Source organism: Bradyrhizobium sp. Ken51, from assembly GCF_055807435.1.
Map to the genome: position 1 here is coordinate 22,725 of NZ_JBVVPB010000034.1, position 23,668 is coordinate 46,392.

A 23,668-nucleotide genomic window follows, 5' to 3' on the forward strand; every position below is an offset into this window, starting at 1 on the left:
CCCGGTTGATCTGCGTCAACCCAGGCCATGGCGCTGCAAGCCATGAGCCGGTTGCGGCGCTGCCGTCAAGACGGCAGTCCGGTTCCAGGCCTTCAAGGAAGAACTGTCAGTTCGCCGGGATCGTCCGGACGAGATCGCGCGGATTGACGTAGTCGAGCTGGAAACGCGCCCGCTCGTCCAGCATGTCGGGGTCGATCTTCGCGGAGCGCAGCAACGAAACGCGTTGCTCGCTCCTGGCGCGCTCGCGCTTGAGCTGGGCCAGCTCGCTGGTCAGCGCCACGATCTCCTGGTCGAGCTCCTGACGGGCGTTGAGGCCGTATTTGCCGGTATAAGCGTTGACGCCGAAATAGCCGACGATGGCGGCCGCCATCGCATAGAGGGCAAGACCGGTCAGGATCGATTTCAGCCGCGCGCGGGAGACCATCCTGGGAAGATGGGACAGGTTGGTTAAGGGCGTGCTAATTTCGGGCGGCTGGGCCCCGCGCGCGACGCTAGTGGACCCTCATGGTGAGAAGGCGCAAAGCGCCGTCTCGCGGACGATGCTTCGCATCGCCGCGAGAACCATGAAGGCCCGCAATTTCCCGGAGCCATCCTTCGAGACGAACGCTTCGCGTTCTCCTCAAGGATGAGGGCCGTAAGCTGCGGCTGCGGGCGATTTAGCCTCAGCCGTGATGCTTCGCCACGTGCACCGCAAACGCGTCGATATAGGCCTGGAGTACGGGCTTCAGGGACTCCTTGGTCAGATTGCCGTCGGCATCGAAGGCATCGCCCACCCCGTTCAGATAGGCCTCGGGCTGCTGCATAATCGGGCCGGAAATCCCCGGCAGGATGTTCTGCAGCGTCTTGGCGGCGCTGACGCCGCCGAGCGGGCCCGGCGAGTTCGCGATGATGCCGACCGGCTTGCCGTTGAACGAGCTCTTCCCATAGGGCCGCGAGGCGACGTCGATGGCGTTCTTCAGCACGCCCGGGATCGCGCGATTGTATTCCGGCGTGACGAAGATGACGCCGTCTGACTGCTGGAGTTTTTCGCGGAAGGACAACCAGTCGGCCGGCGGCGCGCCCTCGAGGTCCTGGTTGAAGAACGAGATGCCGGCCGGCGTGACGACCTCGAGCTTGAGCGAGGCCGGCGCGAGCTTGGCGAGCGCATTGGCGATCTTCAGCGAAAAGCTGTCCTTGCGCAGGCTGCCGGCGATCGTGACGATATTGTAGGCCATGGAGTGTCCTCGAAATCTTCAGCGGGAGTGCCGGGTCGGCACTTAAGCGATCCCGAGTGATGGATGCAAGTGCATGGAACCGGTCGGATTTGGAAACGCTGCGTTTCTGAACGGTCGCCCCAACAATCAGGCCGCCAAGTGGCGGCCTGATTCCTTGGTACAAATCTGCAAATCGGCTCAGATCGTCGGATTCCATGCCGACGGGATCAGGCGATATTTGGCGCCGTCCTTCTCGACATGGCCGACCGAGGGGAAGGTGAAGTGGAAGCCGATCACGGTCGCCTTCTCGGCCGCCGCCATGTCGTAGAATTTGTGGCGGGTCTCCTGCGCCAGCGCAGCATCGGTGTCGAACACCACATGCCAGTCCGGATTGCGCAGGAAGAACTCCGGGATGTTGGTGACGTCGGACTGGATCAGCACCTTGGCATCGCCAGAGGCGACCGCGAACGAGGTGTGCCCGGGGGTGTGGCCGGGCGTCGCGATCGACGTGATGCCCGGCGCGACCTCCTTGCCCCACTCGTACTTCGTGACCTTGGATTCGAGGCCAGCAAAGGTCTTCTTCACGTTGGCGAAGTAGTTCTTCATCATCCCGTTCGACTCGGCCTTGGCGGCGTTGTCCTCGCTGGTCCAGAACTCCCAGTCCTTGCCGGGCACCATGATCTCCGCATTGGGGAAGGCAAGCGCGCCGTCGGCGAGACGAATGCCGTTGGTGTGGTCGGGATGCAGATGCGAGAGCAGCACGACGTCGATGCTCTTGGGGTCGACGCCGGCGGCCTGGAGGTTCTGCAGCGTGCGGCCGACCGCACCCTTGCTGGGCTCGAGATTGGCGACACCGTTGCCGGTATCGATCAGCACGAGCTTGGAGCCGGTGTTGATGAGCTGCGGGTTGAACGGCACCGTGACCATGCCCTTCGGCATGTAGGCCGCCTCGCCCGCGGCCAGCGCTTCCTCCTTCGGCGCGTTGACGACGAACTTGTCCGGCATCGGGAACGTGCGCGCACCGTCATTGATCGAGGTGCACTCGTAGCTGCCGACCTTGTAGCGGTAGAAGCCAGGCGCCTGTGTGCCGGCTTGCGGCACCGAGGCATTGGCGGCGGTCGGCCCAAAGCCGGTCACGGCAGCCGCACCGAAGGCGGCGGCGCCTGCAAGCAAATGGCGGCGATTAAGATCGGTCATGAGGTCCCCTTCTGAGCGCCCCGCGGTTTTCCCGCGTGCAAATGGCGGCGGAATAATCCCCGGCTCCGCTCAGAAGGCAAGACCTTCTTTGGGTGACGTGCCGTCGCACATCACGATTATTTATTTGGGTTGATGAGGAATTTTTCGCCGGTGGCGCGTTTCGCATAGACCGCGATATTGGCGGGATCGAGCGCCTCGGAAAGCGACACCACCTTGGTGTAGTGGCTGGCAAACGTGGTCTTCAGTTCGTCGACCACGCGCTGGCGCAGCCTGGCCCCGTCCGCCTGCCCGATCTTCATCAGGAACGGAAACAGCAGCCAGCCACCGACGCCCCAGGCCATGCCGAAGCCGCGCGGCAGCTCGATCGGGCGGACGTCGAGCGCGCCATAGACATAGACCTGCTTGTGCACGTTGGAGCCGTAGCGGCTGTATTCCTTCGCGGTCTTGTTGATCGCGACTTCCATGCAGTTGAGGATGTCGCCGGCGAGCTTGCCGCCGCCGATGGCGTCGAAGGCGATGGTGGCGCCGGTCTCGACCAGCGCGTTGGTGAGATCGCCCAGGAAGCTCGGTGCGGTGGAATCGACGACGTATTTGGCGCCGATCTTGTGCAGGATGTCGGCCTGTTCCTTGCTGCGCACGATGTTGACCAGCGGGATGCCGTCCTTGATGCAGATCTTGTTCAGCATCTGGCCGAGATTGGAGGCGGCCGCAGTGTGCACCAACGCCTTGTGACCCTCGCGCCGCATGGTCTCGGTCATGCCGAGCGCAGTCAGCGGATTGACGAAGCAGGAAGCGCCTTCGGCCGGCGTGGTGCCTTCCGGCAGCGGCAGGCACTCGCGCACTTTCAGCGTGCGATACTGCGTATACATCGCGCCGCCAATCATGGCGACGGTCTTGCCCATCAGCGCCTTCGCGGCATCCGAGGAGCCGGTCCTGATCACGACTCCCGCGCCTTCGTTACCGACCGGCATGGACTCGTCGAGCCGGCCTGCCATCGCCCGCATCGCGCCTTCCGGCACCTTCGCGGTGATGATGGGAGCGCCCTTGTCGCCGGAAGCCTTCGCAGTGCTCATATCGGCCGCGCCGATCAGGAGCCCGAGGTCGGACGGATTGATCGGAGCGGCCTCGACGCGAACGACGACCTCGTCCGCGGCGGGTTCGGGGGTCGGCACGTCGAGCAGCGAGATCTCGAGCTCGCCGCTCTTCTTGATCAGCGAACGCAATTGCAGGCCGTTTTTGCCGTCGCTCATGTCGATCCTCCCCTGTTTTTGTCCGAGAGCTGGCTTATGCCAGCGCCTTCAGTGCCGCCTTGCCGCCGTAGAGCGCCTGCTTGCCGAGCTGCTGCTCGATGCGCAGGAGCTGGTTGTATTTGGCGGTGCGATCGGAGCGTGCAAGGGAGCCGGTCTTGATCTGTCCGCAATTGGTGGCGACCGCGAGGTCGGCGATGGTGGAATCCTCGGTCTCGCCGGAGCGGTGCGACATCACCGAGGTGTAGCCGGCCTTGTGCGCCATCTCGACGGCGGCGAGCGTCTCGGTCAGCGTGCCGATCTGGTTGACCTTGATCAGGATCGAGTTGGCCCGTCCGGCCTTGATGCCTTCGGCGAGCCGCTTGACGTTGGTGACGAAGAGATCGTCGCCGACGAGTTGGCACTTCTTGCCGACGAGGTCGGTCAACTCCTTCCAGCCGTCCATGTCGTCTTCCGACATGCCGTCCTCGATGGTCACGATCGGATAGCGCGCGACGAGGTCAGCAAGGTACTTGGCCTGCTCGGAAATCGAGCAGGTCTTGCCCTCGCCTTCGTAAACATACTTGCCGTCCTTGAAGAACTCGGTCGAGGCGCAGTCGAGGCCCATCACGATGTCGGAGCCCGCCTTGTAGCCGGCCTTGCCGATCGCGTTCATGACGAATTCGAGCGCGGCGTCCGCCGATGGCAGGTTCGGGGCAAAGCCGCCCTCGTCGCCGACATTGGTGTTGTGGCCGGCCTTCTTCAGCTCCGACTTCAGGGTATGGAAGACCTCGGCGCCGTAGCGCAGGCCCTCGGCGAACGACGACGCACCGACGGGCAGGATCATGAACTCCTGGAAGTCGATGGGGTTGTCGGCATGCATGCCGCCATTGATGATGTTCATCATCGGCACCGGCAAGAGACGCGCCGAGGTGCCGCCGACGTAACGGTAGAGCGGCATGTCGAGCGAGTTCGCGGCCGCCTTGGCGCAGGCGAGCGAGACGCCGAGGATGGCGTTGGCGCCCAGCCGGCTCTTGTTCGCGGTGCCGTCGAGGTCGATCATGATCTGGTCGAGCTGGGCCTGCTGCTCGACATCGAGGCCGCTCAGGGCCTCGAAGATCTCGCCGTTGACGGCGCCGACCGCCTTGGTGACGCCTTTGCCGAGATAACGGGCTTTGTCACCGTCGCGCAGTTCCACCGCCTCGTGGGCGCCGGTGGAAGCGCCGGACGGCACGGCAGCACGGCCGAGCGCACCATCTTCCAGCACGACGTCGACCTCGACGGTGGGATTGCCCCGGCTATCCAGGATTTCGCGTCCGATGATGTCGATGATGGCGGTCATGAGGGCCTCTTTTCGGGGGACTAAGCAGTCAGTTGGGGTGCTTCTACCGCAATGCATCGAAGCGGAAAAGGCCGGGTGACGGCCGCACGATGATTGGCTAAGAGGGCGCCAAGGAGGCGGCCTGATGTCGAAAAAGCCAAGCAAATCGAAGAACTCAAGCTCGGATTCACCTGCCCTGCAGCTTGGCCGCGCGGTGGAATGGCCGGATGCGCCCGAGAAAGCAAAGCTCGACCGCGTGCCGAATCCGCAAGGAGGCACCGATTATCTGGTGCGCTTCACCGTGCCGGAATTCACCTCGCTCTGCCCGGTCACGGGACAGCCGGATTTCGCGCATCTGATGATCGACTACGCCCCCGGCCAATGGCTGCTGGAGTCGAAGTCGCTCAAACTCTACATCGCGAGCTTCCGCAATCACGGCGCCTTCCACGAGGACTGCACCGTGATGATCGGCAAGCGCATCGCGAGCGAGATCAAGCCGAAGTTCCTGCGCATCGGCGGCTACTGGTATCCGCGCGGCGGCATCCCGATCGACGTGTTCTGGCAGACCGGCCGCGCGCCGAAGGGCCTGTGGGTGCCCGAACAGGGCGTCGCACCCTATCGCGGGCGGGGCTAGTTGGACCGAACGCCGATGGAATCGACTGCAGCAACATTCCGAAATCTTGGATTGGGCCTTCTGGGCATGCTGTGGCTGACCGGCGCGGCCGAGGCTGCCGAAGTCCGGGTGATGATCTCGGGCGGCCTGACGGCTGCCTACAAGGTGCTCGTGCCGGAGTTTGAGAAGGCCACCGGCAACAAGGTGCTGACCGAATATGGGCCCTCGATGGGGACCACGACCAACGCTATCCCGGTCCGGCTGGAGCGCGGCGAGGCGGCCGATGTCCTGATCATGGTGGGCTACGCCCTCACCGATCTCGCCAGCAAGGGCAAGGTCGTTGCCGGCAGCCAGGTCGACCTGACGAGATCGCCGATCGGGGTCGCCGTGAAATCGGGCGCGCCGAAGCCGGACATCAGCTCGGTGGAAGCGGTCAAGCGCGCGTTGCTCGCGGCGAAGACGATCGCCTATTCCGACAGCGCCAGCGGCGTCTATGTCTCGACCGAAATGTTTGGAAAGCTCGGCATTGCCGATGTCATGAAGGACAACGCCCGCAAGATTCCGGCCACGCCGGTCGGCGAGATCGTCGCCCACGGCGATGCCGAGCTCGGCTTTCAGCAGATCAGCGAGCTGAAGCCCGTGAAGGGCATCGATATCGTCGGGCCGCTGCCGAACGAATTGCAGCAGATCACGATCTTCTCAGCCGGCATCGCAAGCGTTTCCAAAGAGCCCGAGGCCGGCCGGGCCTTGATCAAGTTCCTTGCCTCCCCGGCAGCCCGCGACGCGATCATCGCGAGCGGCATGGAGCCGATCGCGGCCGGTGGAGCGAACTAAAACCCTCTCGCATCTAGTACGCGCTCAGCAGATCGACCTTCGCATTCGCCAGCACCAGACGCCGCGCCAAGATGGCAGCGAGATTGCGCATGATTTTGAGCGAGGTCTCGGGATGCACGCGACGATAATCGGCAAAGCTGCCGAGCGGCAATTCGAGGCAGGCCACCGGCGTGTCGGCGAAGACGTCGGCGCTGCGGCTTCCCTCCAGGATCGCCATCTCACCGAAAGCCATGCCGGGGCCGAGTGAAGCCAGCCGCACGCCGCTGCGCAGCTTTACACTGACCATGCCGCTCTGAAGGAAGAACAGCGAATTGGCGGGCTCGCCGGCGGCGATGATGCGCTGGCCGGCCGCGTAGTGCCGCGTGGTCGACAGCTTGACGATGGCGGCGATCTCGTCGGCATCGAGCTCGGCCAGCAGTGCCTGCTCGCCGAGATGCGCGCTCTCTTTCACGTCGGTGAAGCCGCCGAAGCGGTAGATCACCTGATCCTCGGCCCATTCGATCGCATCGTCCAGGAGTGCAAAACGCCGTAACCGGCGCGGCTCGGACGTGCGCGCCGAGATCGCCGTCCACACGGCCGAGGTCTCTTCGAAGCCCGACAGGATCGTGATGATGCCGGCATTGCCGAGCGCCGCCAGCGTCTCGCCCAGAAGCTCAGCGCCCGCTGCGGTGATATCGGGGACGCGACGAAAATCGATGATCAGGAGCGGCGCATTCGGCGGCTCGCTGGTGAGCCGTCGCGTGACATAGTCGATGGTGCCGAAATTCATGGCGCCGACCAGCTCGAGCACGCGGATGTCGCTGTGGCGCTCGTCGAGAATCTGCTGCTCGCGCGGCGGGCGGCTGCGGCGCGAGGAGATGCCGTAGACGTCGTAATCCGCCATGATGCTGGTGCGGACGTCGGCATTGCGGTTGAGCATGTGCAGGTCGAACCGCGCCGACAGCGCTTCGCACACTTTCAGGCCGCGCGCGCTGTTGAAGTGGTTATCCAGCAGCGGCGAGAAAGTGCCGAGCCCGAGTTGCGAGGGTAGCGCCGCGACGATACCGCCGCCGACGCCGCTCTTGGCGGGGATGCCGACCCGGTAGGTCCACTCACCGGCATAGTCGTACATGCCCGAGCTCGTCATCACCGACAACGTGCGCGCGACGATGTGCGGAGTGATCACCTGCACGCCCGTCACCGGATTGATGCCGCGATTGGCGAGCGTGGCCGCCATCACCGCCAGATCGCGCGCAGTGACCAGGATCGCGCATTGACGGAAATAGACGTCGAGCACGGCGTCGACGTCGTCTGGCAGCACGGCGTAATTGCGCAACAGCCAGGCAATGGCCCGGTTGCGGTTGCCGGTCGCAGTCTCCGACGCGTGCACGGCGTCGTCGACGCCAAGCTCGCGGCCGGCGAACTGGCTGAGCTTCGAGCGGACGCGCTCGAAGGCGCCCCTCCCGTCCACCTCGTAGATGAGGCCCGAACAGGCGATGGCGCCGGCATTGACCATCGGGTTGAAAGGACGGTTGTCGTTGGTAAGCCGGATCGAATTGAAAGCTTCGCCGCTCGGCTCGACGCCGATGGTGGCTGCGACCCGCTCTTCGCCGACCATCTCCAGCGCCAGTGCGAACACGAAGGCCTTCGAGACCGATTGGATCGTGAACGGCACCGCGCTGTCGCCGACCTCGTAGATATGGCCGTCGATGGTGACGAGCGCGATGCCGAAATGGTCGGGGTTGGCGCGCTTCAGCTCGGGAATATAGTCGGCAAGCTCGCCCGAATTGTCGGCCTGGAATTCTTCGTAACAAGCGGTCAGGAAGCGCCGGAGCGGGGGCTTGGTGGGATATCCCGTCGATCGGGTCACGCTGGCTGCGCTGGGCGAGCGGCTGGTCTGGGCGTCCACGATCTCACACCTCGATTTGCCCAAAATCGAAGCAATTCGTGTGCCATGTATACGGGACCGACGGTGTCGTGGTGGGGCCGATCCCCTTCAGGGACCGAATAGCCTCAGCGCGCGTCGGACGGCGCGCGCTGTTTCAGCAGGCGCGCGCAGACAAAGCCCAATACCACCATGATCGCGGCGCTCACGAGCAGCGTCGGCACCTTGCCGCCATGCTGCAGGCCAAGGCCATAGGCGAGCGGCCCGACCGTCTGCCCCATGAAGAAGAAGAACGAATGCAGCGATAGCGCGGTCGCGCGTGCCTCGACCGAGAGCTCGCTGGCAAACATCTGCAGGCAGCCATGGGCGATATAGAAGCCCCATCCCATCACGACAAGATTGAGCGCCTGCACTTCCCAGCGCGGGCCGAAGCCGACGAGAACGAGTTGCGAGGCCACCAGCGTCATGCCCGCGATCATCATTCCCTTCATGCCCAGCCATGGCAGCAGGCGCGACACCGTCAGCGTGTAGAACAAGCCGCCGACTGCAAAGCCCGCGATGACGAAACCGGCGATCGAGAGCGAGGTCTGACCGAGCTCGAACAGGAACGATGCGATGTAGGGAAACAGGCCGAGCACGCAGCAGCCTTCGATGAACACCGCCGAATAACAGACATAAGCGTTCGGGTTGGTGAAGATGGTGCGATAGCCGGCCTTCAGCGCCGACAGGCTCGTCTTCGGCGGATGCTTGACCTTGGCGCCACGAAAACCGGCGGCGACTGCGATCGACGCAACGATCACGAGCCCGCCGAGCACTGCCAGCACGCCGCGCCAGCCGAGGAAATCGCCGATCAGGCCGGAGGCCGAGGCGCCGAGCAGATTGCCCGTCATCGCGCCGGCAAGCGTGCGGCTGATCGCGATCTGGCGTTTCTCCGGACCGACGAGATCGCTGGTCAGGCTGAGCGCCACGGGAAACACGCCGCCGGAGCCGATGCCGGCGAGGATACGGGTCGCGAACAGAACCGAGAACGAGCTCGAGAGCGCCCCCAGGATGTTGGCAAGGCCGAGCAGCGCGAGGCAGCCGATCATCAGCCGCGTCTTGCCGAACAGATCGGCGGCGGCGCCGACGATCGGCTGGATGATGGAGAAGGTGAAGGCGAACACCGCGGCAAAGCCGGCAGCGGTCGCGATGCTGACGCCAAAGTCCTCGGCGACGTGCGGCAGCACCGGATCGAGCGCGCGCGCGGAGAGCGCCGCGGCAAAGCTTGCACCGGAGATGACGTAGAGCGCGGCCGGCAGGCCGTGATCGTGCGGCCGCGCCTCGCCTTGCTGCATCAGCGCGGGTCGGCTTTGGTCGAATCTTTGGCGAGCGCGTCGAACGCCATCAGCCTTCGGATCAGCCCTTCGAAGTCGCGCAGCGGCACCATGTTGGGTCCGTCGGACGGCGCGCTATCGGGGTCGGGATGAGTCTCGATGAAGACACCGGCAACACCGACAGCGACGGCTGCGCGTGCGAGCACCGGCACGAATTCGCGCTCGCCTCCGGAAGACGTCCCCTTCCCGCCCGGCTGCTGCACCGAGTGAGTGGCGTCGAAGATCACGGGTGCGCCGGTGGTGCGCGCCAGGATCGGCAAGGCGCGCATGTCGGAGACTAGGGTGTTGTAGCCGAAGGACGCGCCGCGTTCGGTCACGAGCACATTGGGATTGTTCGCGCTCGTGATCTTGGACACGACATTGGCCATGTCCCAGGGCGCGAGAAACTGACCCTTCTTGACGTTGACGACCTTGCCGGTTGCGGCGGCCGCCAGCAGCAGATCGGTCTGGCGACACAGGAAGGCGGGGATCTGCAGGATGTCCACCGCCTGCGCCACCTCGGCGCATTGCGCGGCGTCATGCACGTCGGTCAGAACCGGCAGGCCGAGCGACGATCGGATTTCGGCGAAGATCGGCAGCGACTGGGCAAGCCCGAGCCCACGCGCGGCCGACGCGCTGGTGCGATTGGCCTTGTCGAACGAGGTCTTGTAGACGAGGCCGATCTGCAGCCGCGCGGCGATCTCCTTCAGCGCCGAGGCGACCTCCAGCGCATGCTGGCGGCTTTCGAGCTGACACGGTCCGGCAATGATCGAGATCGGCAGATCGTTGCCGAATTTGACCTTGCCAATAGTGACGACCGGCGCCGCTGACGTCGAAGAGCTCAAGGCAAATCCCTCGCTTCGGCGCGACCATAGCCGCGATGAAGGGCGGATCAACCCCATTCGGCCTGGGCTCCCAGAATATCAGGGTTGCGCCAGGCTCCCCGCGACGCCCTCGCGCCGGCCGTCTCTACTTCACCGCCGAGAAGGCGGTCGGCGCCAGGATCTGGCTGACGATGTTGCCGACGATCTGGCCGTCCGCCTCGCTCTCGGCGCGCGCTTTCATCCAGTCTGGATCGCTCATGAAGCCGGCCCACTTCTTCTCGCGCTCGGCGAGCGACTCCCAGGCCAGGAAGTAGGTCAACTCCTGGTTGGATTCGCCGATCAGCGTGGTGAAGAAACCGGCTTGGCGAATGCCGTGCTTTTCCCAGATCTTCAGCGTCGCCGTCTCGAACCGCTTCAGCAGCGCCGGCAAACGGCCGGGCACGCAGCGATAGATGCGCATTTCGTAGATCATTCTTGTTTCCTCCCTGAACAGGTCCGGCGGTTATAACGGCTGGCCCTGACGGTGTCTTGAGGCCCGCTCGACCGCCCCCCGTGGCGTTCCGCGCATGGCTCTGCCCCCCTGCTGAACGTGCGCCGGCCGCCGTCTACAAGCTGACGCGCCGGCCGCAGATGAAGCTCGTTACGGGATCGCTTGCGCCTGATAGGTCAATGCCGCTCGCGGCGGAGCGGATGCATCTTGCACGTGACTGCACCGCCACGTGCTGAGCCGATTACACCAGGCGGCTCTGCACCATCGCCGCGCGAATGAACGACGCGAACAGCGGATGCGGCTCGAAGGGGCGCGACTTCAGTTCGGGGTGGAATTGGACGCCGATGAACCAGGGGTGATCCTCGTACTCGACGATCTCCGGCAGCACGCCGTCGGGCGACAGGCCCGAGAATTTCAGCCCGTGCTGCTCGAGGCGATCCTTGTAGGCGGTGTTGACCTCGTAGCGATGGCGGTGGCGCTCGGAAATCTCGGTCGCGCCGCCGTAAACCTCCGAGACGCGGCTGCCGCGATTGAGCGCCGCGGGATAGGCGCCCAAGCGCATCGTGCCGCCGAGATCGCCAGCGTTGGTGCGCTTCTCAAGCTCGTTGCCGCGCAGCCATTCCGTCATCAGGCCGACCAAGGGCTCCTTGGTCGGGCCGAACTCGGTGGAGTTGGCCTCCTCGATCCCGACGAGATTTCGCGCGGCCTCGATCACCGCCATCTGCATGCCGAAGCAGATGCCGAAATACGGGACGTCGCGCTCGCGCGCGAACTGCGCCGCGCGGATCTTGCCTTCGGCACCGCGCTGGCCGAAGCCGCCGGGCACCAGAATGCCGTTGACGTGTTCGAGGAACGGCGCGGGATCTTCCTTCTCGAAGATCTCGCTTTCGATCCAGTCGAGATTGACCTTCACCTTGTTGGCGATGCCGCCATGCGAGAGCGCCTCGATCAGCGACTTATACGCATCCTTCATGCCGGTATACTTACCGACGATGGCGATGGTGACGTTGCCCTCGGGATTGCGGATGCGCTCATTGATCTGCTGCCAGCTGCGCAGCTCCGGCGGAATCCGCGAACCGATGCCGAAGGCGGCAAGCACTTCGTCGTCGAGGCCTGCGGCATGGTAAGCCTGAGGGACAGCGTAGATGCTGTCGGCGTCGCGCGCCTCGATGACGGCGCTCTCGCGCACGTTACAGAACAGCCCGAGCTTGCGCCGTTCCTCCTTCGGGATCTCGCGATCGGTACGGCAGAGCAGGATGTCCGGCTGGATGCCGATCGAGCGCAGCTCCTTGACGGAGTGCTGCGTCGGTTTTGTCTTCAGCTCACCGGCGCTGGGGATGTAAGGCAGCAGCGTCAGATGAATGTAGATGGCGTGATCGCGCGGCAGCTCGTTCTTGAGCTGGCGGATCGCCTCGAAGAACGGCAGCCCCTCGATGTCGCCGACGGTGCCGCCGATCTCGACCAGCACGAAGTCGTAATCATCGTTGCCGTCGAGGACGAAGTCCTTGATGGCGTTGGTGACATGCGGAACCACCTGGATGGTCGCGCCGAGATAATCGCCGCGCCGCTCCTTGGAGATGATGTCCTGGTAGATGCGCCCGGTCGTGATGTTGTCGGCCTTGGTCGCAGGCCGCCCGGTGAAGCGCTCGTAGTGACCGAGATCGAGGTCGGTCTCCGCGCCGTCATCGGTCACGAACACTTCGCCGTGCTGATACGGCGACATCGTTCCGGGATCGAGATTGAGATAGGGGTCGAGCTTGCGGAGGCGGACCTTGTAACCCCGGGCTTGCAACAGGGCACCGAGTGCCGCTGAAGCCAGACCCTTGCCGAGCGAAGAAACCACGCCGCCGGTGATGAATATGTACCGCGCCATGGGGCTTAACCTCTAATCCCTCGAATTCGATTCGCCAAAGCGATTCGTATTCCGCCCCAAACATTTTGCGGGGCTGTGGGTGAGCCAGAACTAAGAGTGGTGACAGAGCCTTGATGGGGATTGTTGATGCAGGACGGTAGAAGCCGCCCTGCATGGCCCCCCTGCTTTATTGCGAACGCGGTACCTGCGGGCCGCTCGGTGCCGGAGCCTGCTGCTGCTCGTCGGCCTTCTTCAGCGAATCCAGGATGCCGCCGGAGGTCGGCGGCGCGATCGGTCCGCCACCGGCCGGCTGGGTCTGCGACGCCGGGGCGCCGATGATCGACGACGGCTTGCGGTCGTAGCCGGCATACCAGGACAGGAACAGGCTGGTGAGAAAGAAGCCGACGGCCAGGATCGCGGTGGTCCGCGTCAGAAGGTTCGCGGTGCCGCGGCTCGACATGAAGCCGGCGCCACCTCCCATGCCGAGGCCCCCGCCTTCCGACTTCTGGAGCAGGACGGCGCCGATCATGACGGTGACGATCATGAGGTGAATGACGATGACAACAGTCTGCATAGTGTCCTTCCGTCACAAGCCGACAGCGCCGAGACGGCGGCCAATCGTGCTTCGCGGGGTTTTCCTGAAGTTGCGCGGTGTTACACGATCAGCCGGGGCATTGCCACCCCCGATCGGGCGGGTCGTAAGGTTTGGAGCTAGCTAGGGACAGCCCTGCGCAATCACAAGGAAGTCGGCCGCCTTCAGGCTGGCCCCGCCGACTAGCGCGCCATTGACGTTCTTCACGGCCATCAGCTCGGCCGCGTTCGAGGGCTTGACCGAGCCGCCATAGAGGATCCGCATCCCGGCGCCGTCGGCCTTGAACCTGGAGGTCAGGAATTCCCGGATAAAGCCATGAATCTGCTCGACATCCCGGGACGTCGGGGTCAGGCCGGTGCCGATTGCCCAGACCGGTTCATACGCCACCACTAGATTGGCGGCGGTCGAACCATCCGGCAGCGAGCCGTTGAGCTGGCCGCGCAGGATATCGAGGGTCTGGCCGGCGTCGCGCTGGCCCTGCGTCTCGCCGATGCAGACGATCGCCGTCACCCCGGCGCGCCAGGCGGCCTCAGCCTTCTGCCGGATCAGGGCATCGCCTTCGCCATGGTCGGCACGGCGCTCGGAATGGCCGACGATGATCGCGGTCGCACCCGAATCCGCCAGCATTTCAGCGGCGATGTCGCCGGTATGGGCGCCGGAGGCCTTGGGGTGGCAATCCTGGGCCCCCACCGCGACCTTCTTGCCGCGTGCCTTCTCGGCAAAGGCTGCGATCAGGGTCGCCGGCGGGCAAACCAGCAGGTCGGCTTTGCCGGCCACCTCTGCCGCGCCATTGAGCATGGCGTCGAATTCGGCAGTCGAGGCCTTCAGGCCGTTCATTTTCCAGTTGCCGGCGATCAGGGGGCGGATGGCATCGGTCATGTCAAATTCCAGCAAATTCGGTTTGTGCATGCGCTAGCAGAGGTCCCGTGGCAGTTCCAGAGACCAGGGGCTTTTAACCGCAGGGATCGAAAGCCTGCCGGACCCGAGGTTGCGGGGGGAAAGCCACCACTTTATGATGATTGATCAATTTGGTGACGCGCTTTTGCGGAATCTGCATTAAGACGCGCTCCCGTTCCCCTCCTGCCAAACAAGTTGGACCAAATGCTTCGAGGAATGCGCAAGGCCTCATCAAACTGGCTCGGCAAGACCATTATGGCCATTGTGATGGGCGTGCTGATCATCAGTTTCGGCGTTTGGGGCATTGCCGACATCTTCAAGGGCTTTGGGCAATCCACCGTAGCCAAGGTCGGCGGCACCGAAATTTCGCTGAACGAGTTCCGCCAGATTTACACCGATCGCCTGCAGCAGATCAGCCGCCAGTTCGGCCGGCCGCTGTCGCCTGAACAGGCGCGCGCCTTCGGCCTCGACCGTCAGGTGCTCCAGCAGACGATCGCGGAAGCCGCCCTCGACGAAGAGGCGCGCCGGCTCGGGCTCGGCCAGTCCGACGACCAGATCCGCCAGCTCATCATGAACGACCCGAACTTCAAGGGCGTCGGCGGCAACTTCGATTCGAACCGCTTCCAGTCCGTGATCCGCAATTTCGGCTATACCGAGCAGCGCTACGTCTCGGAGCAGCGCAAGGTCTCGCTGCGTCGGCAGATCACCGGCACGATCGGTGCCGGCCTCGAGCCGCCGAAGGCGATGCTCGACGTGCTGACGCGCTTCCAGAACGAGCAGCGCGCCATTGAATTCGTCAGGCTCGACGCAGCCCAGGCAGGCACCATCGACGCGCCCTCGCCCGAGGCGCTCGCCGCCTATTTCGAGGATCACAAGGTCCAGTTCCGCGCGCCCGAATATCGCAAGATCGCGTTCGTCGTGGTCTCGCCGGAGGAGATCGGCAAGTGGAGCGAGGTGTCGGACGAGGACGCCAAGAAAGCGTTCGACCAGCGCAAGGATCGGCTCGGCACGCCGGAGAAGCGCCAGATCCAGCAGATCGTATTCCCCAACGCCGCCGAGGCGCAGACCGCACGCGAGCGGCTCACCAGCGGGACGTCGTTCGAGGACCTCGGCAAGGAGCGCGGACTGAGCGCGTCCGACGTCGATCTCGGGCTCGTGACCAAATCCTCGCTCGATCCCGCGGTTGGAGACGCCGTCTTCGCGCTTCCCGCCGGTGAAATCAGCCAGCCGATCCAGGGCCGTCTCGGCACGTCGATCGTCAAGGTCGACAAGATCGAGCCGGGCACTGAGGCGAACTACGCGAGCGTTGCCGCCGACATCAAGCGCGAGATCGCCACCGAGCGTGCGCGCGTCAAGGTCGCCGATCTCCGCGACAAGATGGAAGACGAACGCGGCGGGGGTGCCAGCGTGATCGACGCGGCGCAGAAGCTCGGGCTCACCGCCGTAACCATCGACGCCGTCGACCGTTCCGGCCGCGCCCCGAGCGGCCAGCCGGTCTCCGGCATTCCGCAGGGCCTCGACGTGGTGTCGCAGGCCTTCAACACCGATGTCGGCGTCGACAATGACTCGATCTCTTTCAAGGGCGGCTATGTCTGGTACGACGTGCTTGCCATCACGCCGTCGCGCGACCGCAATCTCGATGAGGTCCGCGACCAGGTCGAGGCGCGCTGGCGCCAGGACCAGATCGCGACCAAGCTGAAGGCCAAGGCGACCGAGATGGTGCAGAAGCTCGAATCCGGCGGCAAGCTCGCCGACGAAGCAGCCGCGATCGGCGCCAAGGTCGAGACCGCCACCGGCTTCAAGCGCGACGACTCGCCCGCCAGCGTTCCCGCAACGGTCGTGTCGGCCGCCTTCCGCGTCGCCAAGGACGGCGTCGGGCAGACGGCAGTGACAGGCGGCACCGAGGTGATCGTGTTCCGCGTCACCGAGATCATCGATCCCACGGTCGATGCCGCTTCCGAGGCTGTCAAGAAGCTGAAGGACAGTCTCGACCGCGCGCAGACCGAGGAGCAGGTCGCGTCCTACGTGAACAAGCTTGAAACAGACATCGGAACCAGCATCAATCAGGCCGCCTTCGCGCAGGTGACCGGCGCGAACCAGTGAGTTGAAAGCACGCGATGGACGACCTGAAATCGATCATTGGAAAAGTGGCGACCGGCGCCAGCCTGTCGCGTGACGAAGCGGCCTCCGCCTTCGACGCCATGATGTCCGGCGAGGCTACGCCATCGCAAATGGGCGGCCTCCTGATGGCGCTGCGGGTGCGCGGCGAGACCGTGGACGAGATCACCGGCGCGGTCTCGGCCATGCGCTCCAAGATGCTCACGGTCGATGCGCCCGCGGATGCGGTCGACATTGTCGGCACTGGCGGCGACGGCTCCGGCTCGGTCAATGTCTCGACCTGCGCCTCCTTCATCGTTTCGGGCGCCGGTCTGCCGGTGGCCAAGCATGGCAACCGCGCGCTGTCGTCGCGCTCGGGCGCCGCCGACGTGCTGGCTTCGCTCGGGGTGAAGATCGATCTGAGGCCGGAGCAGGTCGGCCGCTGCGTGCGCGAATGCGGCATCGGCTTCATGTTCGCTCCCTCCCATCATCCCGCCATGAAGAACGTCGGCCCGACCCGGGTGGAGCTTGCGACACGCACGATCTTCAACCTGCTCGGTCCGTTGTCCAATCCGGCCGGCGTGAAGCGGCAGATGGTCGGCGTGTTCTCCCGGCAATGGGTGCAGCCGCTGGCGCAAGTGCTCAAGAACCTTGGCTCCGAATCCGCCTGGGTCGTGCACGGTTCCGACGGCCTCGACGAAATCACCCTCACCGGCCCGACCTTCGTCTCCGCGCTCCACAATGGCGAGATCCGGAATTTCGAGGTGACGCCGGAGGACGCGGGCCTGCCGCGCTGCGACGCCGGTGAACTCAAAGGCGGCGACGCCGACGCCAACGCGATCGCCTTGCAGGGCGTGCTCGACGGCAAGCCGAGCCCCTACCGTGACGTCGCGTTGATCAACGCCGCTGCCGCATTGGTCGTAGCGGGGCGTGCCAGGGATCTCAAGGAAGGTGTCGTGATCGGCGCAAAATCGCTCGACAGCGGCGCGGCGAGCGCGCGGCTGAAACATCTGATCGCGGTCTCGAACGGCTGAGCCTGACATGTCGGACATCTTGACCAAGATCGAAGCCTACAAGCGCGAGGAAATCGCGGCGGCCAAGCGCGCGCAGCCGCTGTCGGCGGTGGAAGCGAAGGCCAGGGCGCAAGCAGCACCGCGCGGCTTCGTTCGCGCGATCAGGGCCAAGCACGCCAATGGCGACTACGCGCTGATCGCGGAGGTCAAGAAGGCCTCGCCGTCAAAGGGCCTGATCCGCGCCGATTTCGATCCGCCGCTGCTTGCCCGTGCCTATGAGGCCGGTGGCGCCGCCTGCCTGTCGGTGCTGACGGACACGCCCTCGTTCCAGGGCCATCTCGACTTCATGGTGGCGGCCCGCGCGGCAGCGTCACTGCCGGTGCTGCGCAAGGATTTCATGTTCGACACCTATCAGGTAGCGGAGGCCCGCGCGCACGGCGCCGACTGCATCCTGATCATCATGGCGGCGCTCGATGATGCCACGGCCAAAGAGCTCGAGGATGCCGCCATCGCCTATGGCATGGACGTGCTGATCGAGATCCACGACCGCGCCGAGCTCGACCGCGCGCTGAAGCTGCGTTCGCCGATGATCGGCGTCAACAATCGCAATTTACGCACCTTCGAAACCACGCTTGCGACCAGCGAAACATTGGCGCCGCTGATCCCCGGCGACCGGCTGATGGTCGGCGAGAGCGGCATCTTTACGCCCGCCGATCTGGCCCGCCTCGAGCGCGTCGGCATGTCGACCTTCCTGGTCGGCGAGAGCCTGATGCGGCAAGCCGACGTTACCGCTGCGACGCGCACGCTGCTGGCGCGCGAGACCGCGCGCGCCACAGGCACGAACTGATGGCGCGTAAGCCCGCAAAGGCCAAACCGACCAAGACCGGCCCTGCCCTCACCCATATTGGCGCCTCCGGCGAGGCGCGGATGGTTGACGTGTCGGACAAGCCCGCGAGCGAGCGGCTCGCGGTCGCGGAAGGACGCGTCGTCATGAGCAGGGCGACGCTTGACCTGATCCTGTCCGGCAACGCCAAGAAGGGCGACGTGCTCGGCACCGCCCGCATCGCCGGCATCATGGCCGCCAAGCGCACCTCGGAGCTGATCCCGCTCTGCCATCCGCTCGCGTTGTCGAAGGTAACGGTCGAGATCGAGCCCGACGCAACGCTGCCTGGCTGCCTCGTCCGCGCCAGCGTGAAGGTCACGGGCCCGACCGGCGTCGAGATGGAAGCGCTCACCGCCGTCTCGGTCGCCTGCCTCACCATCTACGACATGATCAAGGCGGTGGAACGCGGCGTGCGCATCGAAGGCATCCACCTGGTCGAGAAGCTCGGCGGCAAATCCGGCCATTACCGCGTCTGATTGCCGCTGCTACTTCAGCGACGCGCTGATCGAGCCGAATTTTGCATTGAGCTTGCCGCGCGGGCCGTTCACCACGGATGATCGCAAGCCCGATGCCGGCGCGCCCGCATATTGATTGCTTTTGCGAGCCTCCGTTCACGGCGCATTAACCCAGCTTGCTAACTTCGCCTCCACTCCGTTCCCGTAAACCAACGGATGTTTCAGGGGTCAAGGATTGACCCTGACGTGTGCACGACAACGATCGATCATGATGACGGGATTCGGCAGTCGCCTTTTTGACCAGGCCTTCGTGCGCAGCGGACCGATCCGCTGGCTGGTGGTGGGCGGCACGCTGCTGATCGCGGCCATCGCCGTGGGCGCGACGCTGATGGCGGAGAATTTCCGCGAACGTGCGCTGCGCAACGCGGGCCGCGAGCTGGAAAACACCGTGCTGATGTTGGCCCATCATTTCGACCAGCAACTGCAGGATTTCGCGGTCATCCAGAAGGATTTCGTCGACTACGTCCGCGCGAGCGGCATCACCAATGCGGCGGACTATCGCAAACGCCTCGCCGGCCACGACCTCCACCGGATGCTGCGTTCGAAGATCGAGGCACTGCCCTACATAGGCGGCGTCAATATCATCGATGCCGAAGGCAATTTGATCAATTCGTCGTCGGCATGGCCCGCCCCGAGCGTGAACGTTGCCGATCGCGCCTATTTTCGCACCTTCCGGTACGATCCCGACGCTCCCGACGTTCTGATCGAACCACTTTACAGTCGCATCTCCGGCGCCTGGACGATCCTGATCGTGCGCAAGGTCGTGGGACCGAACGGCGAATTCATGGGTGTGGTCGGACGCGGCATCGAGCCGGCAAATTTCGAAAAATTCTTCGAGTCCGCCGTGCTCGGCGAAAGTGCGACGATCTCGATGCTGCACCGGGACGGCACCATGCTCGCCCGTTATCCCCATTCCAGCGAATTGATGGGGCGCAATTTCAAGAACGGCCCGTTCGCACATCAAAAGGTTTTCGGGCTCGACCATTTTGCCGGCCGCTTCATCAGCCCCGTCGACGGTGAGGACCGGCTGATTTCCTCACACGCCCTGCCTCACTTCCCGATCCTGATGATGGCCACCACGACGCGCGCGACGGCACTGACGGATTGGCGCGAGCAGATCGGCATCCTGATCTCGGTCGCCGCCTCTTCCGCGCTCGCCATCGCGGGCGTGCTGATCGCGATCGTACGCAAGCTCCTGGAGCAGCATCGTCTTTCGCGGGAACGGTTGACGCTGGAAATGCAGCGTCTCGACCGCGCCGTCAACAACATGACTCAGGGTCTGCTGCTGTTCGACGCCGCGCAGCAGCTCGTGATCTGCAATCAGCGCTACATCGAGATGTACGGGCTGTCGGCCGAAATCGTGAGACCCGGCTGCAGCTTCCACGACATCATTGCGCACCGCAAAGCCACCGGCTCGTTCACCGGCGATCTGGACCAGTATGTCGCACGGGTCCTGCGCGACGTCCATCTGCGCAATTCCATGGTGGTCGACACCTCCGACGGCCGCTCGATCCAGATCGTCAACGAACCGCTCACGGACGGCGGCTGGGTGGCGACGCATGAGGACATCACGGAGCGCCGGCGTATCGAGGAGCGCATCACCCATCTCGCTCACTACGACGCGCTGACCGACCTGCCCAACCGCACCATGTTCCACGAGCATCTGCGTCAGGAACTCGATCTCGTCGCCGGGGGCGAACAACTCGCGGTGCACTACATCGACATCGACGAGTTCAAGGGCGTCAACGACGCGCTCGGGCATCTCGTCGGTGACGAGCTTCTGAAGTCGGTTGCGCAGAGCCTCCAACGGTGTGCGGGTCCGGCGGACTTCGTGGCGCGGCTCGGCGGCGACGAATTCGCCATCGTCCAGAGCGCGGTGACATCGCTGGATCAGGTCAACGAGCTCGTCGCGCGCGTGTTCGAAGCCATCCGCGCGCCGTTCGACTGCATGGGACATCATCTTGCCACCGACGCCAGCATCGGCATCGCGCTGGCGCCGGAACATGGAACGGCGCTGGACCAGATCCTGAAGAACGCGGACATGGCGATGTACGCCGCCAAAGCCGCCGGGCGCCGCACCTATCGCTTTTTCGAGCCAGAGATGGACGCCAAGGTCCACGAGCGGCGGCAGCTCGAGATCGACCTGCGCCACGCCATCGCCCAAGGCGGGCGCGAAGGCGGCCTCGAGGTGTACTACCAGCCCTGCCTCAGCCTGAAGGACGACCGCATCACCGGCTGCGAGGCGCTGGTGCGCTGGCGCCATCCCGAGCGCGGCATGGTCTCGCCGGCCGAGTTCATTCCGATTGCCGAGGACACCGGCCTGATCAACGAAATCGGCGAATGGGTGCTGGCGACCGCCTGCCGGGACGCGGCGAACTGGCCTGACGACATCCGCCTCGCCGTCAACGTCTCGCCGGTGCAGTTCAAGAGCGGCACGCTGGCGCTGAAGATCATGGCAGCGCTTGCCGCCTCCAATCTGCCGGCGAGCCGGCTCGAGCTCGAGATCACCGAGGCGGTGCTGATCCGCGACGACGACACCGCGCTTGCGGTCCTGCATCAACTCCGCGCCATCGGCGTCCGCATCGCGCTGGACGATTTCGGCACCGGCTACTCCTCGCTGAGCTATCTGCATCGCTTCCCGTTCGACAAGATCAAGATCGACCGCTGCTTCGTCAACGACATCGCCGGCCCCGACGGCTCCGCCAGCATCGTGCAGGCCGTCGTCAATCTCGCGGCCGCCCGCCGCATGACCACCACGGCCGAGGGTGTCGAGACCGAGGAGCAGCAGCGTCTGCTGCGCGCACTCGGCTGCTCCGAGATGCAGGGCTATCTGTTCAGCGCCGCGAAACCCGCCGACAAGGTGCTGGAGCTGTTCGCAGCTCATCGCAGCCGTCTCGCCCAGCGCGGCGGCAACGAAAGCCGCCGCCGCGAGGCAAGCTAGGGATCTACCACCACACACGCGGGAACGTCAGCTCACGGGACAAGGGTGCCCACTTGGAATTATCGACCAATTGGTCTATATATCGGTAATGCGTCGCCAAATCCCTGTGCAGTTGCCCCGTGGCCGTCCCCGAAGTTTCGACGTGGAAGCCGCGGTCGAGCGGGCGATGGGCGTGTTCTGGTCGCGCGGTTATCACGCAACGGCCCTACCGGACCTTCTTCGTGCGACGAAGCTCTCGCGCGGCAGCCTTTATGCGGCTTTCGGGGACAAGCACTCGCTGTTCTTGCGTGCGCTTGATCGCTACATCGCCGATGCCCTGACACGCATGGATGTCGAACTCGACCCCCGCAGAGATCCGGTCGACGGCCTGCGCGCCTACCTCGCCGGCTACGTTGACCGAACGAGCGGCGCCAATGGCCGACGCGGATGCCTGCTGGTGGCCACAGCCATGGAGCTGGCTGGCCGTGACGCCGAAGTTGACCGCCGCATCGGGAGCTTTTTCAATGCCATGGAGGCCAGGGTGGCTGATGCACTGTCCCGTGCGAAGGCGGCGGGCAAGCTGGCCGATGCCGTCGAGCATTCAAGTGCCGCGAAAATTCTCGTCTGTTTCGTCGAGGGGCTGCGCGTCGTCGGCAAGGCGGCATCGACGCGGATCACGTCACAAGCCACCGCTGACGCTCTCCTCGACCGCTTCATCAGGTAGACAACCGTTTTATCAGGTTCGGCCGCTTCCGCTGCTGGCGCGTCGAAATATAGACCGAACGGTCTTGAAAGGAAGAATGTCATGTCGGCCATCCAGATCGTCTGTGCGGTGGCCGTCCCCCTGCTCTGGGGTTACCAGTTCGTGGCCATCAAAGTGGGCGTTACGGAGTTTCCCCCTCTCTTCTTCCTCGCGCTGCGCTTTTTGGCCATCGCGCTGCTGCTCACTCCCTTCGTCAAACGGCCCACGCGTCGGCAGCTCGGCCCGATCGCAGCAATTTCGCTTTTCCTCGGTGGGCTGAACTTCGGTCTCTTCTATGTCGGCCTCGGGCTCGGCTCGGGCAGCATGTCGGCCGTCGCCTATCAACTCGCCACGCCCTTCACGGTCCTGTTAGCTTGGCCGCTGCTCGCGGAGAGGCCATCTCTCACCACTTCCGCTGGAGTAGTGCTTGCATTCGTCGGTGTGGTCATGTTGGCGGCGGAGCCCGGCGTGTCCGCAAAAACGCTTCCACTGCTGCTCGTGGTCGGGGCAGCCTTTGCATTCGCGATATCCAACGTCTTGACGAAACGCTACGGGCCTTTTGATCCCCTGATGTTGATGGGGTGGTCCTCGCTGCTCACGGTGCCGCAAGTCATGGTGATGTCGCTGCTCCTTGAACATGGACAACTCGCGAGCCTCGTTACTGCGGATGGACGTGGTTGGCTGGCGCTCGCCTACACGATTTTTATCGGGGGAATTGTCGGGTTTGGCCTATGGTTCTGGCTGATCGGGCGTTGCTCCATGGGCCGCGTCGTGCCCTTCGGTTTGCTGCTTCCAGTGTTCGCCTTGACGTCCAGCGTGATGTTCCTTGGCGAACACATGACTTCAAAGTTGATTTTCGGCGGGCTGCTCGCGATCTCCGGCGTCGCCATCACACAGTTGAGACCGAGCGCTTGATTGATTTGAACGGCCATAGCTCTTGAGCTGTCGGCCCGTGAGGACTTGACCGTGGTGACCCGCCAAGCTATCCCGCCCTCGCAGCTCCTCTGGCGCTGCCGTAGGCGTTACCGTCATCCAACGCGTCCTTTGTCGAGAGGATCCCAGCTGGGAGATCTCGATTCACGAGACGCCACGGTCATGCCATCACTCTCCCAGCTTGCGGACGCTTTCCCGTTCAAGACGTCATTTCCGGCACGGCTTATCCGCGCCTGGATGTTGCTGTCGCGCCGGGATTGCTCGCCGGCAGGGTTTTCCTGGATTGCCGTGGCCTTCACCTCCACAGAAA

The 23,668-nt window shown here is 64.4% G+C and carries 21 protein-coding genes; 9 read left to right on the top strand and 12 right to left on the bottom strand.

The window, feature by feature from the left end:
- Positions 1-106: 106 nt before the first annotated feature.
- The 5 genes from AC0L27_RS34710 to eno all read right to left on the bottom strand — a co-directional run bounded on the left by AC0L27_RS34710 (position 107) and on the right by eno (position 4,958).
- The gene (locus AC0L27_RS34710) at positions 107-424 is read right to left on the bottom strand and encodes an FtsB family cell division protein (protein ID WP_007590617.1); all 318 of its coding nucleotides are present in this window, start codon (positions 422-424) and stop codon (positions 107-109) included.
- A 238-nt stretch (positions 425-662) separates the two neighbouring features.
- On the bottom strand, positions 663-1,214 hold the full coding sequence (locus tag AC0L27_RS34715) for an NADPH-dependent FMN reductase (RefSeq protein WP_354209823.1): 552 nt from the start codon (positions 1,212-1,214) through the stop codon (positions 663-665).
- Positions 1,215-1,391: 177 nt separating this feature from the next.
- Complete coding sequence (locus tag AC0L27_RS34720; RefSeq protein ID WP_354059132.1) at positions 1,392-2,390, bottom strand: MBL fold metallo-hydrolase; 999 nt, start codon at positions 2,388-2,390, stop codon at positions 1,392-1,394.
- A gap of 116 nt (positions 2,391-2,506) precedes the next feature.
- Positions 2,507-3,640 (bottom strand): zinc-binding dehydrogenase, encoded by a 1,134-nt coding sequence (locus tag AC0L27_RS34725; RefSeq protein ID WP_354059130.1) that lies wholly within the window; start codon positions 3,638-3,640, stop codon positions 2,507-2,509.
- 34 nt (positions 3,641-3,674) lie between these two features.
- Entirely contained in the window at positions 3,675-4,958 is a 1,284-nt protein-coding gene (gene eno / locus AC0L27_RS34730) for a phosphopyruvate hydratase (protein WP_473322229.1), read from the bottom strand.
- A gap of 124 nt (positions 4,959-5,082) precedes the next feature.
- Here eno and queF point away from each other — a divergent pair, with 124 nt between their 5' ends.
- Positions 5,083-5,571, top strand: coding sequence for a preQ(1) synthase (gene queF, locus AC0L27_RS34735; protein WP_275171235.1), 489 nt, complete (start codon positions 5,083-5,085; stop codon positions 5,569-5,571).
- A 15-nt stretch (positions 5,572-5,586) separates the two neighbouring features.
- Complete coding sequence (locus tag AC0L27_RS34740) at positions 5,587-6,384, top strand: substrate-binding domain-containing protein (RefSeq protein ID WP_354209824.1); 798 nt, start codon at positions 5,587-5,589, stop codon at positions 6,382-6,384.
- 13 nt (positions 6,385-6,397) lie between these two features.
- Here AC0L27_RS34740 and glsA read toward each other — a convergent pair whose 3' ends face one another.
- The 7 genes from glsA to tpiA all read right to left on the bottom strand — a co-directional run bounded on the left by glsA (position 6,398) and on the right by tpiA (position 14,237).
- Positions 6,398-8,272 (bottom strand): glutaminase A, encoded by a 1,875-nt coding sequence (gene glsA / locus AC0L27_RS34745; RefSeq protein WP_354209825.1) that lies wholly within the window; start codon positions 8,270-8,272, stop codon positions 6,398-6,400.
- A 104-nt stretch (positions 8,273-8,376) separates the two neighbouring features.
- Positions 8,377-9,582, bottom strand: coding sequence for an MFS transporter (locus tag AC0L27_RS34750; RefSeq protein ID WP_473322238.1), 1,206 nt, complete (start codon positions 9,580-9,582; stop codon positions 8,377-8,379).
- Entirely contained in the window at positions 9,582-10,445 is an 864-nt protein-coding gene (gene kdsA / locus AC0L27_RS34755; RefSeq protein WP_275171238.1) for a 3-deoxy-8-phosphooctulonate synthase, read from the bottom strand. The genes AC0L27_RS34750 and kdsA overlap by 1 nt, the downstream gene beginning before the upstream one ends.
- Before the next feature lie 124 nt (positions 10,446-10,569).
- Positions 10,570-10,896 carry an NIPSNAP family protein gene (locus tag AC0L27_RS34760; protein WP_275171239.1) on the bottom strand — a complete coding sequence of 109 codons (327 nt, stop codon included), beginning with the start codon at positions 10,894-10,896 and terminating at the stop codon, positions 10,570-10,572.
- A 259-nt stretch (positions 10,897-11,155) separates the two neighbouring features.
- Positions 11,156-12,787: a CTP synthase gene (locus tag AC0L27_RS34765; RefSeq protein WP_007590604.1), complete on the bottom strand. Its 1,632-nt coding sequence runs from the start codon at positions 12,785-12,787 to the stop codon at positions 11,156-11,158.
- 166 nt (positions 12,788-12,953) lie between these two features.
- A complete protein-coding gene (gene secG / locus AC0L27_RS34770; protein WP_007590603.1) occupies positions 12,954-13,340 on the bottom strand; it encodes a preprotein translocase subunit SecG in 387 nt (128 codons plus the stop codon).
- Positions 13,341-13,481: 141 nt separating this feature from the next.
- Positions 13,482-14,237 carry a triose-phosphate isomerase gene (gene tpiA, locus AC0L27_RS34775; protein ID WP_354059115.1) on the bottom strand — a complete coding sequence of 252 codons (756 nt, stop codon included), beginning with the start codon at positions 14,235-14,237 and terminating at the stop codon, positions 13,482-13,484.
- 222 nt (positions 14,238-14,459) lie between these two features.
- On the opposite strand from tpiA, the gene AC0L27_RS34780 reads away from it, so the two are divergent.
- The 7 genes from AC0L27_RS34780 to AC0L27_RS34810 all read left to right on the top strand — a co-directional run bounded on the left by AC0L27_RS34780 (position 14,460) and on the right by AC0L27_RS34810 (position 23,340).
- Entirely contained in the window at positions 14,460-16,358 is a 1,899-nt protein-coding gene (locus AC0L27_RS34780; RefSeq protein WP_354209828.1) for a SurA N-terminal domain-containing protein, read from the top strand.
- A 14-nt stretch (positions 16,359-16,372) separates the two neighbouring features.
- The gene (trpD, locus tag AC0L27_RS34785) at positions 16,373-17,386 is read left to right on the top strand and encodes an anthranilate phosphoribosyltransferase (RefSeq protein WP_275171242.1); all 1,014 of its coding nucleotides are present in this window, start codon (positions 16,373-16,375) and stop codon (positions 17,384-17,386) included.
- 7 nt (positions 17,387-17,393) lie between these two features.
- On the top strand, positions 17,394-18,212 hold the full coding sequence (gene trpC, locus AC0L27_RS34790) for an indole-3-glycerol phosphate synthase TrpC (protein WP_275171243.1): 819 nt from the start codon (positions 17,394-17,396) through the stop codon (positions 18,210-18,212).
- Positions 18,212-18,724: a cyclic pyranopterin monophosphate synthase MoaC gene (gene moaC, locus AC0L27_RS34795; protein ID WP_275171244.1), complete on the top strand. Its 513-nt coding sequence runs from the start codon at positions 18,212-18,214 to the stop codon at positions 18,722-18,724. The genes trpC and moaC overlap by 1 nt, the downstream gene beginning before the upstream one ends.
- A gap of 247 nt (positions 18,725-18,971) precedes the next feature.
- Complete coding sequence (locus AC0L27_RS34800) at positions 18,972-21,704, top strand: bifunctional diguanylate cyclase/phosphodiesterase (RefSeq protein WP_354209830.1); 2,733 nt, start codon at positions 18,972-18,974, stop codon at positions 21,702-21,704.
- 88 nt (positions 21,705-21,792) lie between these two features.
- Complete coding sequence (locus AC0L27_RS34805) at positions 21,793-22,407, top strand: TetR/AcrR family transcriptional regulator (RefSeq protein WP_473322253.1); 615 nt, start codon at positions 21,793-21,795, stop codon at positions 22,405-22,407.
- A gap of 81 nt (positions 22,408-22,488) precedes the next feature.
- Positions 22,489-23,340: a DMT family transporter gene (locus AC0L27_RS34810; protein ID WP_473322245.1), complete on the top strand. Its 852-nt coding sequence runs from the start codon at positions 22,489-22,491 to the stop codon at positions 23,338-23,340.
- The last annotated feature ends 328 nt before the right edge of the window (positions 23,341-23,668 follow it).